The 14,257-nt window shown below is 39.6% G+C and carries 16 protein-coding genes; 15 read left to right on the top strand and 1 reads right to left on the bottom strand.

The annotated features are described in order from the left end of the window. Both C200_RS05890 and C200_RS05885 read left to right on the top strand, forming a co-directional pair. A partial coding sequence (locus C200_RS05890; protein ID WP_033923705.1) for an IS1 family transposase occupies nt 1–162 on the top strand: 162 nt, incomplete at its 5' end. Nucleotides 163–389: 227 nt separating this feature from the next. After that, nucleotides 390–1,013: a hypothetical protein gene (locus C200_RS05885; protein ID WP_016209794.1), complete on the top strand. Its 624-nt coding sequence runs from the start codon at nt 390–392 to the stop codon at nt 1,011–1,013. A gap of 45 nt (nt 1,014–1,058) precedes the next feature. Here the strand turns inward: C200_RS05885 and C200_RS05880 are convergent, their stop codons facing one another. Beyond that, a complete protein-coding gene (locus tag C200_RS05880) occupies nt 1,059–3,002 on the bottom strand; it encodes a LysM peptidoglycan-binding domain-containing protein (protein WP_016209785.1) in 1,944 nt (647 codons plus the stop codon). 121 nt (nt 3,003–3,123) lie between these two features. Between C200_RS05880 and C200_RS14510 the strand changes: the two genes are divergently transcribed. The 13 genes from C200_RS14510 to C200_RS05815 all read left to right on the top strand — a co-directional run bounded on the left by C200_RS14510 (nt 3,124) and on the right by C200_RS05815 (nt 14,251). After that, nucleotides 3,124–3,876, top strand: a complete 753-nt coding sequence (locus C200_RS14510; protein WP_016209788.1) for a methyltransferase domain-containing protein — start codon at nt 3,124–3,126, stop codon at nt 3,874–3,876. 204 nt (nt 3,877–4,080) lie between these two features. After that, the gene (locus C200_RS05870; protein WP_161625457.1) at nt 4,081–4,386 is read left to right on the top strand and encodes a flagellar basal body-associated FliL family protein; all 306 of its coding nucleotides are present in this window, start codon (nt 4,081–4,083) and stop codon (nt 4,384–4,386) included. A 157-nt stretch (nt 4,387–4,543) separates the two neighbouring features. Then, nucleotides 4,544–5,092 carry a flagellar basal body-associated FliL family protein gene (locus C200_RS05865; RefSeq protein ID WP_016209779.1) on the top strand — a complete coding sequence of 183 codons (549 nt, stop codon included), beginning with the start codon at nt 4,544–4,546 and terminating at the stop codon, nt 5,090–5,092. 16 nt (nt 5,093–5,108) lie between these two features. Next, nucleotides 5,109–5,564, top strand: a complete 456-nt coding sequence (gene fliN / locus C200_RS05860) for a flagellar motor switch protein FliN (RefSeq protein WP_016209775.1) — start codon at nt 5,109–5,111, stop codon at nt 5,562–5,564. After that, nucleotides 5,561–6,052 carry a flagellar biosynthetic protein FliO gene (gene fliO, locus C200_RS05855; RefSeq protein ID WP_016209797.1) on the top strand — a complete coding sequence of 164 codons (492 nt, stop codon included), beginning with the start codon at nt 5,561–5,563 and terminating at the stop codon, nt 6,050–6,052. Before fliN ends, fliO begins: the two co-directional genes overlap by 4 nt. Then, the gene (fliP, locus tag C200_RS05850) at nt 6,049–6,798 is read left to right on the top strand and encodes a flagellar type III secretion system pore protein FliP (RefSeq protein ID WP_080664822.1); all 750 of its coding nucleotides are present in this window, start codon (nt 6,049–6,051) and stop codon (nt 6,796–6,798) included. The genes fliO and fliP overlap by 4 nt, the downstream gene beginning before the upstream one ends. A 29-nt stretch (nt 6,799–6,827) precedes the next feature. Then, the gene (fliQ, locus tag C200_RS05845) at nt 6,828–7,097 is read left to right on the top strand and encodes a flagellar biosynthesis protein FliQ (protein ID WP_016209776.1); all 270 of its coding nucleotides are present in this window, start codon (nt 6,828–6,830) and stop codon (nt 7,095–7,097) included. 15 nt (nt 7,098–7,112) lie between these two features. Beyond that, entirely contained in the window at nt 7,113–7,898 is a 786-nt protein-coding gene (gene fliR / locus C200_RS05840; RefSeq protein WP_016209787.1) for a flagellar biosynthetic protein FliR, read from the top strand. 13 nt (nt 7,899–7,911) lie between these two features. Further along, nucleotides 7,912–9,045 (top strand): flagellar biosynthesis protein FlhB, encoded by a 1,134-nt coding sequence (gene flhB, locus C200_RS05835; protein ID WP_016209786.1) that lies wholly within the window; start codon nt 7,912–7,914, stop codon nt 9,043–9,045. Between the two features lie 34 nt (nt 9,046–9,079). Further along, nucleotides 9,080–11,173 (top strand): flagellar biosynthesis protein FlhA, encoded by a 2,094-nt coding sequence (gene flhA, locus C200_RS05830; RefSeq protein WP_016209770.1) that lies wholly within the window; start codon nt 9,080–9,082, stop codon nt 11,171–11,173. A gap of 30 nt (nt 11,174–11,203) precedes the next feature. Further along, a complete protein-coding gene (flhF, locus tag C200_RS05825; RefSeq protein ID WP_016209767.1) occupies nt 11,204–12,664 on the top strand; it encodes a flagellar biosynthesis protein FlhF in 1,461 nt (486 codons plus the stop codon). Then, nucleotides 12,645–13,532: a MinD/ParA family protein gene (locus C200_RS05820; protein ID WP_129556524.1), complete on the top strand. Its 888-nt coding sequence runs from the start codon at nt 12,645–12,647 to the stop codon at nt 13,530–13,532. Before flhF ends, C200_RS05820 begins: the two co-directional genes overlap by 20 nt. After that, a complete protein-coding gene (locus tag C200_RS05815) occupies nt 13,529–14,251 on the top strand; it encodes an RNA polymerase sigma factor FliA (protein ID WP_016209784.1) in 723 nt (240 codons plus the stop codon). Before C200_RS05820 ends, C200_RS05815 begins: the two co-directional genes overlap by 4 nt. Nucleotides 14,252–14,257 lie beyond the last annotated feature (6 nt).

Raw genomic sequence — 14,257 nt, 5'->3', positions numbered from 1 at the left:
GGCAAAAAAAACACACAGGCCATTGAGCGCAAGCATTTAACCCTAAGAACCCGAATTAAGCGTTTAGCACGCAAAACCATTTGTTTTTCGAAGAGCGAAAAGATGCATGATGTGGTGATTGGTTTATTTATCAATAAATTCGAGTTTGGCAAGGCGATCTAACTAAGCAATCAAATAGATACATTACCATTATTTTTAACTGAAATGATCCCCAAAATTTAATGTCTAAATTAAGGAATACTTTTTGAGATGTCAGCCTCTAAAACTGCTATCACTTTTTTAGAATATTAATTTACATAAAACTTAAATATAGCCATTAATGTTGCCATTAAATAGCTCATCTTTAGTTGTATACTTTGCTGCGGACTTTAAATTAAAAGGAAATTTATATGCCAAATTTAAATGCAGAATTTAGCCGTGAGCTCAAAGTATTATTAGATGAAGCTAGCCAGCTGGACTTTGAAGGTAAAGGTGCAGATGGCCTTAGACATTCATTTGTAAGTGATGTTAGAAATCTCTCAGGACGTTTGCAAGCGGAGTGGACTGCACATGGCGTTCCTGAACAAGAGAAAGATATCCGTAAGGTTAGGTTATTAACTAGATTGATTAGGGAGTTGCGTGAGAAAGGCCAAGCTGAAGCAGGTGAAGCGGTTCAGCAGTATGCAGAGGGTACGGGCACTGAAAATGGTATCGCTACATACAGCTCTATGGAAGCTTTAAAAAAATCGTTATCTGCTCTTATTCGAGTTGGGCTGAGCTTGACTTTAACAGCGGCGCCAATTATTGCACGCGAATTTCAAGATTGCCCTGATCTTAGTGATTTATCCGATTGTTTTCCTCGAACTCGTGGAACGGTATTGCCAATGTCAGCGCTGATTGCAGCTACTTATGGGACGGCATGTGTGGTTTTAAGGCAGCAGTCATTGGTTGGGAGTTATTCGCATAATCGTCTTACTGCAGAGGAGCAATTGTCTAGAGATGCGAGTGAATTATCTGCTAGTTTTGATGCTTAATGTTTGGGTATAAGGCCAGAGGTTTGGCCTTATAAGTGTGAAACTTTAAGCTGTGTCAGTATAAATAGTAAGTGCTTGGCCAGTTTTAATGCTGTTACTGCTTAACTTGTTCCAGTGTTGTAGATTAGCAACTGTAGTATCGTAGTGGCGGCTAATGGAGTACAGGGTATCACCATTACGAACTTTATAGGCGACTTTGCTGATATGATTCTCTTGATTTTGAGCAATCTTTAGTTGCTGGCCTGGATGAATATTATTATTACTTAAATGATTCCAGTACATAATATCACTGACATTGACGTCAAAAAGCTGAGAAATACGGTATAAAGTATCTCTTGATTTGACTTTATAAGTGAGCATTGTGGCTTTGGGTGCGTTAACGAGCAGTTTTTGTTTTGGATAAATATGGCTAGATTTTAAGTTGTTCCAGGTTTTTAATTGATCGGTGCTAATATTAAACTTTTGTGCAATTGTTGAAATGGAGTCGCCTGCTTGGACAAAATAAGGCGCATCGGATGATTTGTGAGTAATAAGTTGATGTTTTGTTTTTGTTGAGACTGTTGGTTGTAAATGCAATGTTTGGCCAATATGTAAACTTTGACTTTGAATGGCCGGATTCCATTTTTTTAGGTCTGCAAGGTGAATACGATAGCGTTTACTGATCTCCCAGAGGCTATCACCAGAACGGACAGTGTAGAGTTTAGGTGCTGCTGTCCTAGTGCTGTTGGCAGTAGCTACATGTGATTTTGGTGAGTTATGATTGCTTTTAACATGGTGGGTTGCTTTGGGGGCGGGGTAGAGTAAGAATTGTCCTGGATAAATTAAGTGGCCATTTAATTGATTCACTTCGCTTAACATACGGGTAGGAATATCTAACTTGCTTGCAATAGCACTGATGGTATCACCGGGCTGAACACGATAACGGTGCCAAGATAACAGTTGTTTTTTCGGATGTTGATTCATATGGCTTTCAAGGCGTTTTGCCGCAGCAATGGGTAGCCAAAGAATATGGGGGCCTTTGGGTGAGGTAATTAAGCGGGTATATCCAGGGTTTAAACGATTCACCTCATCGACACTGATACCCGCGTATTTTGCTACTTGAGCAAGGTTAACTTGTCCACCCATATCAATGGGCATAATTTGTGGCTTATTTTCTATTTGGGGGATATTAATATGATAGGTTTCTGGATTAGCAATAATGGCGGCTGCGGCAAGTAGTTTAGGGACATAGTCGCGAGTTTCTCGTGGTAAGGCTAAATTCCAATATGCGGTTGGTTTATGGGCACGCATATTTTTAGTAATAGCTTGTTGTACTGTTCCTTCTCCAGAGTTATAGGCTGCTAAGGCAAGTAGCCAGTTGCCATCGAAAAAATTATGGAGATAGAGTAAATAATTAAGTGCTGAGCGGGTAGATTTGCCAATATCAAAGCGTCCGTCATACCACCAATTTTGTTTGACACCAAAGCGCGAGGCAGTAATTGGCATTAACTGCCATAATCCAGAGGCTCCTGCGCTGGACGAGACGCTAGGGCGAAAGCCGCTTTCAACCAAGGGAAGTAAAGCGATTTCCATGGGCATGTGGCGTTCTTCAACTTGTTCAACGATATAATAAAGAAAAGGTGTTGCTCGTTCTATACTTGTATTGAAATCTTTCGCATGCTTTAAGTACCAATGAATATAATATTGAACTCGCGGTATATTATTATAATGATTCAATGAAAAATGTTGGCGAATACGCTGCCATAGTTCAACATCTGGGTCTTCGGTGATCGGCCCGGCGGCGAGGTTTTCTATTGGGGTGATTGGTGTAAGGCTAGCAATAGAATTAGAAATCGGGGTCACTGCATAAGCTGCTGTTGATTTTGAAGCTAGGTGTGCCTGATTATGTTGGAGTGCATTATTTTTTTGAATCGTTGATGTTGTAGTGCAGGCCGCAAGAGTAAGTGCTAGCATTGCAATTGTAGCAGAAGGATGAAACGTGTTTTTCATGTATGTGAACTGCTTTATATTTTAATTTATGATCGAGTTAATAGCTAATGATTATCAATGAATTTAATAGTATTCTAGCTGAGGGTGTTGGGAAAAGAAAGATCGTGTTTTGGAGAGCTGAATGAAGTATCGTCAGTATCGTCAGTGGCGTTATCGCATGATCGCTTGGTATCAATCTGCATTGGGTGAAGAGATCGATTTAAGCTGTGAGAAAAAGCTAGTTAATTGGTTAAATCGCTGCGGTGGACAAGTGGCGATGAGTTTAGGTATGTCTTTGTCTTTAAAATTTCGAGAGCTATTAGCAGAAAAATTTTTTTATTGCGAATGCCTTGCAGATTACCCATTTAGTGATGAAAGTACAACTCAATTGATGATTAGTTCGTATCAACAGCTGGCTTTATTAGAGTCTAGTGTTGATGTTGTTGTGCTTGCCCATGCGTTAGAATGTGTTGATGATGCTGAACATTTATTAAGTGAGGCCACACGTATACTCCAGCCTGGAGGGCACCTTATTGTTTATGGGTTTAACCCCATGAGTCTATGGGGAGGAATACGCTGTATTTTGCGTTTATTTGATATTTCACCTTGGGATAGCTCTTGGGTATCGATTTCTCGAATTGAGGATATTATGTTGTCTTTAGGGTATGAAGTACGGGAAATCCAAACATTTTTATATCGATTGCCGATTGCAAATAAAGCTTTTCTGCAATATTTTTCATTTTTAGAGCGTATTCCCGACTATCATGTTGGGGCACTGTACTTTATGGTATTTAGAAAACTCAGTATTTCTCCGCTTAAAGAGAAGGCGGCTAAAAAGCAACGTGTTCGATCTAAAATTAATGTGGTTTTGCAGAATTTTTCGAATTCTGAGTAGGCAGTGCCTGAGACATTCAACTATGGTTACCATAGACTGGGAGGTTTGATTATGTTACTTCAATATTATTCAGCTCAATGTGTATATTATATATTTAAAACACGTAGATTAACTAAAATAGATTTTGTTTTAGCTTTATTTGCGTTATTTACTCTGACCTTCTTGGCCTCAATATCTTATGCTAGTACTAATAAAGTAGTCTATGTGCCAATTCGCCCTATTTTTGTGACAAATTTACAGGACTCGACGCGGAAGTTTTTAAGCATTGAAGTTTCATTAATGGTCCCTGCAGATAAGAAAACTGAAGATGCGATTAAAAATAATATGCCTTTGATTAAAGATACCTTGGTTGAATTATTTAGCAATCAGTCATCAAAGCAATTACGCAAAGCAGGGAAAAGGGCAGAGTTAGAAAAAAAAGCATTGACACAAGTGGTAAAAATTTTGAATGAATATGTCGGTAATTTAACAGTAAAAAAAGTTTTGTTTACTAAGTTTACCATTGGTTAAAGGCTTTAATTAACGCCTTTAAATTTTAATATTTATTATACCTGTCAAAATTTTGTCATTTTGTTTGAGGTTTTGCTAAAAATCTTTATTTAATAATGGATTAAGAAATTGGCACAAGTTTTGCCAAAAAGTCATAATGATTATAGGGAAGTAATAAATGGCTGAAGAAGACCAACAAGCAGGTGATGTGCTTCACCCTGAAGAGCCTGTAAAAAAAGGTAAAAGCAAGTTAATTATAATTATTGCTATTATCGTTGTTGTTCTTGCTTTAATTGGCGGTGTGCTTGCTTTTATCATGGGGGGTAGTGATGGAGACCCTAAGGCTTCAAGCACAGAGGTAGCCACGCCTGTCCCGGTGGTGAAAAAGGTTGAGTTAAAAGAGTCACTCGGTTATTTAGAATTTGACCCGCCATTTACTTTACGTTTTTTAGATGCATCTGGTAGATATCAGTTATTGCGTCTTGATTTTGCATTGGCTTTTCAGCCAAAAGCAGATTACCCAAAGTTATTATCAAAAATGCCTGAGATGCGCCATGAAGTGCTATCGGCGATTCATAATTTTACTAGCAATGAGCTAGCTACAACATCTGGACGGCAGAAACTAAAGGGCGAATTATTAGCGAAAATGCGCAAAATTACGAAGCCTGTACTAAAAGGTCAGGGTCAAATTAAATTTGTCTTGATTACTTTTATGGTCATGCAGTAGTTGAGGAAAGTATAAAATGAGTGATGATGAAGACAAAAATGATGATATCAGTTGGGATGAGGCTTTTGAAGAGTCAGGTGATGCGCAGTCTGATGATGATGTAGAAGCCGCTTGGGGAGCTGCTTTAGAAGAATCGGGTGATGCTGAAGGAAAAGATGAGCTTGAAACATTAAATACCGGATTTGACCCTGTTGCACTAGCGAGTGAAGAATACCCAGATTTAGAAAAAATATTAGACCTTCCTGTGACTATTTCTATGCAAGTCGGGGGGGCGAATATTAGTATTCGTAATCTTTTGCAGTTAAACCAAGGTTCTGTTGTTGAGTTAGATCGTTATGCGGGTGAACCTCTGGATGTCAGGGTCAACGGGACCTTAATTGCTCATGGTGAAGTTGTTGTTGTGAATGAAAAGTATGGTATTCGCTTGACTGATGTGATTAGTGCTGCAGAGAGGTTACAAAAGTTAAAGTGAAACGTAGTCTTTATTCACTGTTATTTTTTATCTGTTTGTTATCAGTTTCGTTATGTAGTCATGCCGATACTTTGACGATGACGATGATTGAAGATCAGCCTACCACTGGAGCAGGTGCTGGGTTTATTTCTTCAACAGCTTGGCAAATGCTATGGAGCTCTTTGCTGGTTATTCTGCTTATTATTGGTTTGGGAGTTATTTTAAAGCGGTTGCAACAACGGGGCTTTAATCGACAAGAGGGAATTGAGATTATTGCTACCTTAGCCATTGGCTCGAAAGAACGTTTAGTAATCGTACAAGTGGGTAAAGAGCAGGTGTTGCTTGGTGTGACAGCTCAGCATATCCAAACCCTGCACGTGCTCAATGAGTGCATTCAAGTTAAAGGGCGAGAGTCGCAGAATTTTCAGGCTTTATTATTAGAAAAAATAGCCAAAATAAAACCGAGTAAGCTCAATAAAGTTGATGATATTAAAAGGCAAGGCCTATGAAGCAAAAGCGCTTGGCTGTTTTTTTAATTTTTATTGTATTTTTAGGCTTTTGCATAACAACCGGTGCTGCACCGACGATTCCAATTGTGACAGCGACGACAGAACCTAATGGTAGTGAGACCTATAGTGTCGGCTTGCAAATTTTATTATTAATGACAGCGCTAACATTATTGCCAGCGTTTTTGTTAATGATGACATCATTTACACGAATTTTAATTGTTTTAGGTATTTTGCGACAGGCTTTAGGTATGCCCACAGTACCGACCAATCAGATTCTCATTGGCTTGTCATTATTTCTAACAATTTTTATTATGAGTCCGGTGTGGATGAAAATTAATCAGCAGGCTATTCAGCCTTATTTTGCTGATGAAATTAATGTTCAAACGGCACTTGAAAAAGCACAAAAGCCGATTCGTAATTTTATGATTGAGCAAACTCGAGAAGCTGATTTAAAACTTTTTGTTGAGATGTCAGGGACACAAGCCAATCAATTATCAGAGATTCCTTTGACCATTATTATGCCTGCTTTTATTACCAGTGAGTTAAAAACAGCCTTTCAGATTGGCTTTATGATTTTCTTGCCGTTTTTAGTGATTGACTTGGTGGTTGCCAGTGTATTGATGGGGATGGGAATGATGATGTTATCGCCTTTAATTATTTCATTGCCGTTTAAGATTATGTTGTTTGTTTTAGTCGATGGTTGGATGTTGATCTTAGGGACACTGGCATCAAGTTTTAGAATTTAACTCTGGCCTTAATTTAAAAGGAGTAAACCATGACCCCTGAAGTTACTGTCGATTTAATCTCACGTGCTGTTTATGTGTTGATTATCATGTCATCGATTTTAATTGTGCCAGGGTTAGTTGTCGGTTTAATTATTGCCGTTTTTCAAGCCGCAACACAAATTAACGAACAAACCTTAAGCTTTGTGCCGCGTTTATTAGCAACATTCTTAGCACTGGTATTTGCTGGGCCACTGTTGCTTAAAATTATTATTGGCTTTACTGAAGAGCTGATTAAAAATATTCCATTTATTATTAACTAGTTTTTTAGGGTTGTTATGCTGGAATTAACAACCGCTGATATTCATGCTTGGATTGCTGGTTATTTTTGGCCTTTTATTCGTATTGCAGCAATGCTGATGACGATTGCTGTGATTGGCTCTCAATATGTTGCTAAACATGTACGACTTGTATTGGCTGTATTAATTACTATTGTGATTGTTCCTGTTATTCCTGAGGTTCCAAAACTTGATATTTTATCTATTGATAGCGTATTGATTACAGTTCAGCAGGTTTTAATCGGTATCTTTATTGGCTTTATGACCCAATTATTATTTCAGATTTTTGTTATCGGAGGCCAAATCATCGCGATGCAAATGGGCTTGGGTTTTGCTGCGCTTGTTGATCCGCAAAATGGTTTTGTCGTAACGGGGGTGAGTCAAGTTTATTTTATTATGGTTGCCCTATTGTTTTTTACGATGAACGGTCATTTGGTGTTTATTCAAATGGTTGTTGAAAGTTTTACGATATTACCGATTACAGCAGATAGTGTATTGTCAACGCAATTTATTTGGCTGATGTTAGAAAAGTTTAGTTGGGTGTTTGCCAAATCGGTATTAATTGCTTTGCCGGCGATTTTATCGTTGCTATTAATTAATTTTTCTTTTGGTGTAATGAGTCGTGCCGCACCGCAATTAAATGTATTTAGTATTGGCTTTCCAACGACATTATTAATGGGGGCCGTTGTGATTGCTTTTGTTGTTTTTATTATTAATGAGCACTTTCAAAGTTATTTTGTAGAAATCAGTCAATTAACTTATCAGATGATACAGGGAATGAGTTAAGGTGATATAAGCGATGGCAGAGAATGATGATGATGCCCAAGAAAAAACCGAAGACCCCTCCCAAAAGCGCATTGATGATGCACGTAAACGTGGTCAAGTGCCACGTTCAAAAGAGCTGAATACATTTGCTATTGTTGTTTTTGGTGTGATTTTGTTAATTGTATTTGGCCAATATATGGGCGAGTATTTTTTTAAAATTATCCGTATTTGTTTTACTTTAACACCTACTGAGTTACTACAAGATGATTTAATAATGATTAAAGTGAAAGATGTTTTTGCTTTAGCTAGTTATTTATTATTGCCTTTTTTATCATTAATTTTACTTGTTGCGTTAATTGCTCCGATTTTAATGGGTGGCTTAAATTTTTCTTCTGAAAGTCTTACACCAAAAATCGACCGGATGGATCCGATTAAAGGCTTAAAAAGAATGTTTTCGATTAAATCAATCATAGAATTGATTAAGGCGATTTTTAAATTTTTACTCGTCATGGCGATGGCGATATTTTTGATGTGGTTTTTTTCTGAAAAGTTTTTGCACTTGGCTTATGAAGGAGATAAAGCCGCTTTATTACATTCGTTAACACTGATTGGTTGGTGTGCTTTGGGTCTTGGTATGACTTTATTGGTGGTTGTAATGATTGATGTGCCCTTTCAGTTTTGGGACTATAAAAAGCAATTAAAAATGAGTCATAAAGAGATTAAAGATGAGCGTAAAGAAACAGAAGGGCAGCCTGAGGTTAAACAAAAGATTAGGCGCTTGCAGATGGAAATGAGTCAAAAACGCATGATGGAGGGGGTAAAAACGGCAGATGTTGTTATCACCAACCCAACTCATTTTGCTGTTGCATTAAGTTATGAGGAAAATGCGGCAGGTGCACCGTTACTGGTGGCAAAAGGTGGGGATTTTATCGCTGAGCAAATTCGCAAAGTTGCAGAACATTCTGATGTGTCTATAGTAACTTTACCGGCATTGGCACGTTCTATTTATTACACTACAGATATAGGGAATGAAATCCCAGAAGGGCTTTACTTAGCAGTGGCTCAAGTCTTGGCCTATGTCTTTCAGTTAAAACGTTATAAGAAAGGTACTGCAACACGACCGAAAGTACCTAAAACAGTGCCAATTCCCGATGAGCTAATGCATTAAATTAAGAAAAGTAACAAGGAAGTAATAAACGATTATGGATGCAACTCCTTTTCAGCGAGGAATTAAATTATTAAAGTTTGCAGGCCTTGGGGCGCCTGTGATTGTTTTAATGATGTTAGCGATGATGGTATTTCCTCTGCCGCCGTTTTTGTTGGACTTGTTTTTTACGTTTAATATTGCCTTGGCCTTATTGGTCTTATTAGTGGTGATTTATGCGGGTAAACCTTTAGATTTTGCCGTTTTTCCAACGATTTTATTAGTAGCGACTTTATTACGGTTGGCCTTGAATGTCGCATCGACGCGAGTGGTTTTGCTTGAAGGTGATACAGGCCCTGATGCCGCAGGTAAGGTGATACAAGCTTTTGGTGAGGTGGTAATTGGTGGTAATTACACTGTTGGTTTTGTTGTCTTTATTATCTTAATTTTAATTAATTTTATTGTAGTGACGAAAGGAGCGGGGCGGATTTCAGAGGTCAGTGCGCGTTTTACTTTAGATGCTATGCCAGGTAAACAAATGGCGATTGATGCTGATTTAAATGCAGGTTTAGTGAGTCCTGATGAAGCGAAAGCACGGCGAGCAGAAGTGGCTCAAGAGGCTGATTTTTATGGCGCAATGGACGGTGCGAGTAAATTTGTGCGCGGTGATGCGATTGCTGGGATTTTAATTTTGCTTATTAATTTAATTGGTGGTGTTGCTATCGGTACCATGGACCATGGGATGAGCTTTTCAGAGGCGTTTCAGCGTTATTCGTTAATGACCATTGGCGATGGTTTAGTCGCGCAAATTCCATCGTTATTGCTATCAACGTCTGCGGCAATTATGGTAACTCGTGTATCAACCAGTGAGACTGATGTCGGTAAGCAGATTTTCAGTCAGCTATTCTCGCATTATAAAGTGTTTATGATTGCTGCGGGGGTGATGGCCGCAATTGGTTTGGTCCCGGGTATGCCCCATTTGGCATTTTTAATGTTAGCCGCGGTATTAGGTGGTGTTGCTTATTTATTAAAGCGCAGTGAAAAAGATAAGAAAGCTGAAGAGGTGAAAGCCTTACAGCAAGAAGCAGCTGCAAGCCAACCAGATCAAAAAGAGCTTTCTTGGGATGATATCGGTCAAGTCGATATATTAGGGCTTGAAATTGGTTATCGTTTAATTCCTATGGTAGATAAAGAGCAGGGAGGTGATTTAACTTCTAGGATCAAAGGCGTACGTAAAAAGTTATCACAAGAGCTAGGGTTTTTAATCCCTTCAGTACATATTCGTGATAATTTGGATTTAACACCGAATCATTATCGTATTACTTTAATGGGCGTTAATGTTGCTGAGGCTGAAATCTATCCAGATATGGAGTTGGCGATTAATCCTGGCCAAGTGGTGAAAAAACTTGATGGTATAGCTACCCGTGATCCAGCATTTTCACTAGAGGCGACGTGGATTGATAAATCTCTGCGTGAGCGTGCGCAAACATTAGGTTATACCGTGGTTGATGCGAGCACTGTGATTGCGACTCATGTCAGCCAAATTCTACAGCAAAACTCATCTGAGTTACTCGGGTACGAAGAAGTTCAGTTACTACTCGATCAATTAGCAAAAACAGCACCAAAGCTTGTGGATAATCTGGTTCCTGATATTTTATCACTTGCTGTGATTGCTAAGGTGTTGCAAGGTTTGCTGTATGAGAGTATACCAATACGTGATATTCGCACGATTTGTGAGACGCTTGTTCAATTTGGCGGGCAAAGTCAAGATCCTGACGCGTTGCGAGAAGTCGTACGAATGTCATTAAAGCGGCTGATTATGCAGCAAATCAATGGATTAAGCCAAGAACTCCCAGTGATTACTTTAGACCCTTATTTGGAACAAATTTTGCAACAGGCTTTTATCGGTGATGGTACAGGTAGTGTGGAGCCCGGTTTGGCTGAGCGTTTAAATCAGAGCTTAACTAAATTATCTCAAAAACAAGAAGCCTTAAGCCAGCCAGCAGTTGTGGCCGTTTCACCGCAAATACGTCAGCAATTCTCACGATTTATCCGCCAAGGACTACCGAATGTATTTGTGATTTCTTATCAGGAAATAACGGATGATAAACAAATTAAAATTATCGCATCGATTGGTCAAGAAGGCGCTTAAAGCGCTTAGATATAAAACTGAGATATGTGAATGAAAATTAAACGGTTTTTTGCAGAGGATATGCGCAGTGCCTTAAAGCAAGTGAAAGAGGCTTTAGGGCCTGATGCGGTGATTCTTTCAAACCGGCGTGTTGATGGAGGCGTTGAGCTAGTTACTGCTGTCGATTATGATCCGACTGCAATTAGAAAAATAGCGTACGCGCCTGATTCAAGCCAAGTCTCTCAGAAAAAAGAACAACAAAAAAATAATCACTCACGGCAGCTACTTAATGATCATCCATTATTAAAAGAGGCGGCAGCAAAAATTAAAAACAAGCCGATTAAAGAGTTAGATACTTTTGCTGTGTCTAGTAAATCTAATAATAAATCTAAAGCTTCTAATTCTAAAACACATGCTCAGATGGAGAAATCACAGGAGAGTGCGCAGCAATTCTCAAGTGAGCGTTTAAATGCTTTGATTCAAGAGCAAGAGGTAAAAGTCGCTGAGAAAGTGAAAAAATATGATTTAGTTGATGATGGCAGCGATATTAAAGTGGAGTGGTCAGAAGAGCCAACATTAGTTGCGATGCGACGTGAATTGACTTCATTACGTGGCTTGCTTGAGCATCAGTTATCGGGCTTAGCATGGGCAGATATGGAAAGGCGCTCACCAGCTCAGGTGATGTTATTACGGCGCTTAAGTGAAATGGGCCTAGAAGCGACTATTTGCCGAAAGGTGGCTAAGCGTGTGAATGTCGAGGGTAATATTGAACACTTGTGGCGTCAAGCCTTGCAGGTTTTATCTCGATTATTAAAAGTCTGTGGTGAAGATGTTTTGCTTGATGGAGGAATTACTGCGCTTGTTGGCCCTACGGGGGTGGGGAAAACGACAACGATTGCTAAGCTTGCTGCTCGTTATGCGCTGCACCATGGCGCCAGTGAAGTTGCACTTATTACTACAGACACTTACCGAATTGCTGCGCATGAGCAATTAAAAACGTATGGACGAATTTTAGGCGTTCCCGTGCGCATGGTGGGTGATGCTGGCGCACTGCGTAGCGCTTTATATGAATTTCGTGAGCGTAGCTTAATTTTAATTGATACAGCAGGCATGAGTCAGCATGATGAGCGCTTAAGTGATCAGTTGAATATTCTTTATGAAGGTGGTCCTCATGTGAAACGTTATTTAACACTATCAACAACCAGTCAGGTGTGGGGACTAGAAGAAGCAGTGAAGGCCTTTGAGCCGAAGGAGTTAGATGGCTGCTTATTAACGAAGCTTGATGAGTCAACGAGTATTGGCGGCGCCATTAGTATAGCGATTCAATATGATTTACCTGTAACTTATATTACTGATGGTCAGCGTGTTCCTGAAGACTTAAAAGTTGCCCGGGCACATAATTTAATTAACCGAGCATTAACATTGATGCAAAAGCGTTATCGAGAGGTGACGGATGATGCTTTAGCAATGGTGTTTGCTCGAGGAGAAGAACATGGAAGAGAAGTGCTATGATCAAGCTGAAGGTTTGCGTAAGAGAATGCAGGACCCTAATAAACCCACACAAGTGATTGCGGTGACAGGTGGCAAAGGCGGGGTGGGCAAAACGAATATTTCTGTTAACTTATCGATTGCACTTGCACGTCAAGGACAGTCTGTAATGTTGTTGGATGCAGACTTAGGCTTGGCTAATGTTGATGTACTACTTGGCATTCATCCTAAATATAATTTAGTCGATGTATTAGAAGGGAGCTGTGGTCTTGATGATATTATTGTTGAAGGGCCTGCAGGGGTAAAAATTATTCCTTCTGCATCGGGTTTACAAAAGATGTCTGAGTTGTCCTTGCGTGAGCATGCAAGCCTGGTTCAGGCCTTTAATCATTTAACAGCTAGCTTAGATATTTTAGTTGTCGATACTGCCGCTGGAATTTCGGATACCGTGGTGAGTTTTGCGCGCGCATCTCATGAAGTGATTATTGTTGTTTGTGATGAACCGACATCGATTACAGATGCATATGCTTTAATTAAGCTATTAAGTACAGAATATAATATGAGACGCTTTCGTATTTTGGCAAATATGGTGAAAAATACACAGCAAGGTGAGAAATTATTTGAAAAAATGATTGCTGTTACTGATCGATTTTTAGATGTCATGCTGCAATATGCGGGAGCATTACCATTTGACCCTTATATAAAAAAATCAGTTCAAAAGCAAAAAGCGGTGATTGATATTTATCCGCGCTCAGATGCTGCGATGGCACTTACAGCGCTTGCTAAGCAAATACAGCATTGGCAGGCACCAAAAACAGCGAGCGGGCAGACAGAGTTTTTTGTTGAGCGCTTAGTTAAACAGCAGTCAGCAGTGGAGGGGGCAATTGCGTGAAGCGGGCTGAAAAGTATGCTGAGATACAACAGGAGAGTTTGGATGACCTTGTTAAAAAGCATGCGACTTTGGTGCGGCGTGTTGCTCATCATTTAAAGGGAAGATTGCCTGAAGCGATACAGGTGGATGATTTAATTCAAGCGGGCATGATTGGACTGATTGAAGCAGCGAAAAAATACGATGCAAGCAAGGGGGCGAGCTTTGAGACGTTTGCGGGAATTAGAGTACGTGGGGCTATGCTTGATGAAGTGCGTAAAAATGACTGGGTACCGCGTTCGGTACATCGTCATGCGCGTGAAATTGCTGAGGCAATCCAGTCTCTTGAGGGGCGGTTTCATCGTGATGTTAAAGATAGTGAAGTGGCTGAGTTTATGGGCTTGACACTCAGTGATTATCATAGCATGTTGCAAGACAGCAGCGGCAGTAAATTATTAGGGTTTGATGATTTGGGGGTTCCTCTTGATATTGCAGCCCCTGTCGAGCGGCATCATGTTGGTCCGATTGACAAGCTATTATATGAAGATTTTAAGCAGCGTATTGCTGACCAAATATTAACACTACCTGAGCGCGAGAAGTTGGTGCTATCTCTTTATTATGATGAAGAGCTTAATTTAAAAGAAATAGGTCAGGTGGTTGGAGTGAGCGAATCTCGCATCAGCCAGATTCATAGTCAGGCGATGCTCAGGTTAAGGGCACGGTTACAGATGAATGGAGAGTAAATTCAA

Origin of the sequence: Piscirickettsia salmonis LF-89 = ATCC VR-1361 (genome assembly GCF_000297215.2) — a bacterium.
Taxonomy (GTDB): Bacteria; Pseudomonadota; Gammaproteobacteria; order Piscirickettsiales; family Piscirickettsiaceae; genus Piscirickettsia; species Piscirickettsia salmonis.
This window is presented reverse-complemented; position numbering and strand designations above follow the sequence as displayed.

What these genes read in the sequence shown, in the direction of transcription:
- C200_RS05865 (WP_016209779.1), top strand. Translation starts at nt 4,544, where the DNA reads ATGGCTGAAGAAGACCAACAAGCAGGTGATGTGCTTCACCCTGAAGAG.
- C200_RS14510 (WP_016209788.1), top strand. Translation starts at nt 3,124, where the DNA reads ATGAAGTATCGTCAGTATCGTCAGTGGCGTTATCGCATGATCGCTTGG.
- flhA (WP_016209770.1), top strand. Translation starts at nt 9,080, where the DNA reads ATGGATGCAACTCCTTTTCAGCGAGGAATTAAATTATTAAAGTTTGCA.
- fliR (WP_016209787.1), top strand. Translation starts at nt 7,113, where the DNA reads ATGCTGGAATTAACAACCGCTGATATTCATGCTTGGATTGCTGGTTAT.
- flhB (WP_016209786.1), top strand. Translation starts at nt 7,912, where the DNA reads ATGGCAGAGAATGATGATGATGCCCAAGAAAAAACCGAAGACCCCTCC.
- C200_RS05880 (WP_016209785.1), bottom strand. Translation starts at nt 3,002, where the DNA reads ATGAAAAACACGTTTCATCCTTCTGCTACAATTGCAATGCTAGCACTT.
- C200_RS05885 (WP_016209794.1), top strand. Translation starts at nt 390, where the DNA reads ATGCCAAATTTAAATGCAGAATTTAGCCGTGAGCTCAAAGTATTATTA.
- fliN (WP_016209775.1), top strand. Translation starts at nt 5,109, where the DNA reads ATGAGTGATGATGAAGACAAAAATGATGATATCAGTTGGGATGAGGCT.
- fliQ (WP_016209776.1), top strand. Translation starts at nt 6,828, where the DNA reads ATGACCCCTGAAGTTACTGTCGATTTAATCTCACGTGCTGTTTATGTG.
- C200_RS05820 (WP_129556524.1), top strand. Translation starts at nt 12,645, where the DNA reads ATGGAAGAGAAGTGCTATGATCAAGCTGAAGGTTTGCGTAAGAGAATG.
- fliP (WP_080664822.1), top strand. Translation starts at nt 6,049, where the DNA reads ATGAAGCAAAAGCGCTTGGCTGTTTTTTTAATTTTTATTGTATTTTTA.
- flhF (WP_016209767.1), top strand. Translation starts at nt 11,204, where the DNA reads ATGAAAATTAAACGGTTTTTTGCAGAGGATATGCGCAGTGCCTTAAAG.